Consider the following 1,873-nt stretch of genomic DNA (forward strand, 5'->3'; position numbering starts at 1 on the left):
CGTGCTCATTCAGATACACCAGGCCCTTCATGCCATCCGGCAATGCGTTGACCTGGCTAACATATTGAACGTCGGCCAGATTGAAGCCAGCGTTTGCGATTTCGGTGGCGGAACCACCCGAGGTGTAGTGCAGAGTTGCCATCCAGTAATCCTTTTTCTCGTTCGATAGCGCCCGAGGCCTACCTACTAGAGGGTGTATATTAGCGCCAAATCACATAAAGACACCCGTTGATAAAATCATTGAGCGTTTGTAGGAATGCTGCATGCATTGTGGCTTATTTTCATAAAAACGGGTTGTACACAAGAAACTTATCGCTTTTCTTAGGTCACAATCCCGGCGGAATCGCGACTTTATTTTGAAATAGCTGTAGCTTCGCAACTTAGGACGTTTAAATTACGGCAAATTACATTCTTGTTTGTTTTTGATTTATCAATTTACCTTACGAGATGAAAATCAGACAGACGTTAGCCACAAGAGCCAAGCCGCTCCGCGGTCTCACTGCCGCAAGCAATTAGTTGTGGACAATTCGTAGGCATCTGCGCGCTCAGCGGGCGGCAGATCTCCGTGATCGAGATCAAGTCAATGTAGGAAGCCGCTCAAGGTGAGAATAGGGGCGGTTCCCAGTTGGAGCGCCTGCCGCACTCGCCCATGAGGAAGACTTAAGCGACATCAAAGCGGTTCGGCCCACGTTTACAAGCGAGCGACAACTGCGGAATGACTGCCGGGTTCGCGGTGCCTGGTTCCTGCTCTCGCGCTCAAGTAATTGGCAGTCCCGATTTATCGATCGTGATCTGCGAAGGGGCGGTTTGTGAAGCCATGGCCGCTATTGCGCAGCGGATCTGATAGCGGCCCAGGGATCTGATACTCGATACCGGGCTCAGATGGGATCTGACCGTGCGTTGCCGACAAGAATCGAATAAGAGTAAAGAGACGAGAAAGTGCACACCGGATTACTCGCGAAGCCGTTTTGCTTCGTCGTCATGCACGGTGCGATGAGCTTCTCTTTCACTGAGATGCACTAAGTCCGTTTAAGACACGGAAGCGGCCGCGAACCGCGCCGAGTAAACTCGGTGGCGGGCAGATTCAAGCCACCCTTCAATGATACCCTGCTAGCGAACCCGCTGGTGACGAAGGTTGGGCACCCGCTTTGGAAAAATCCGGTGCTTGAACAAAGACGGAGCGGCGGACCGGCTCGAGCAGAAGGTCCGCCGTTCCGGGTCGTTCAGATCACAAGAAACGAACCTGCTGCAAGCGACAGACCTGGAGAGAGCGTGGCGAACTGTATTTGAGCTGCGCCACCGATCCCGTCGCTGTCGAAAGAGAGTGCTCCGGTTGAGTTGTTGTAGATGATATGATCGGAGCTATCATGTGCGGCCGCACCCGCAAAGAAAGCATCGGATGAAAGGCCTCCCAGCTTAAGCCCGGCAAAAACCGCGTCGTCGAGCTGGATCTTGTCCTGGAGCTTGTTGAAGTCGGTGATCCTGTCGATATTACCGGCTCCAAGAGCGCTGTTGAACACGAAGGCATCATTGCCTCCGTTACCGGTCAAGATGTCGGCACCTCGTGCGCCGTTGATGATGTTCGCGCCGGCGTTGCCCTGGATGGCTTGGTTAAACTCGTTGCCAGTGAGATTGATTGCTCCCGTGCCGGAAGGATTTGTGGTGGCAAGAAGCTCAACTTGGGAGCCGGCCGAAAGAGCATAGCTCACCGTGGAAAATACCCTGTCGCCGCCGCCGCCGGCCGCTTCAATCACCCTGTCGCCAGCATTGTCGACGACGTAAGTGTCATTGCCGCCATAGCCTGTCAGCGTGTCGGCGCCACCCATACCGTTGATGTAATTAGCACCGGCATTGCCTTGGATCGTCTGGGCGA

At 54.0% G+C, this 1,873-nt stretch carries 1 pseudogene; it reads right to left on the minus strand.

The features are described from left to right. Positions 1-1,223 precede the first annotated feature (1,223 nt). A pseudogene (locus tag NKJ72_RS30860) lies at positions 1,224-1,873 on the minus strand (calcium-binding protein); the annotation flags it as partial.

This window comes from Mesorhizobium sp. M0045, assembly GCF_040323385.1.
Lineage (GTDB): Bacteria > Pseudomonadota > Alphaproteobacteria > Rhizobiales > Rhizobiaceae > Mesorhizobium.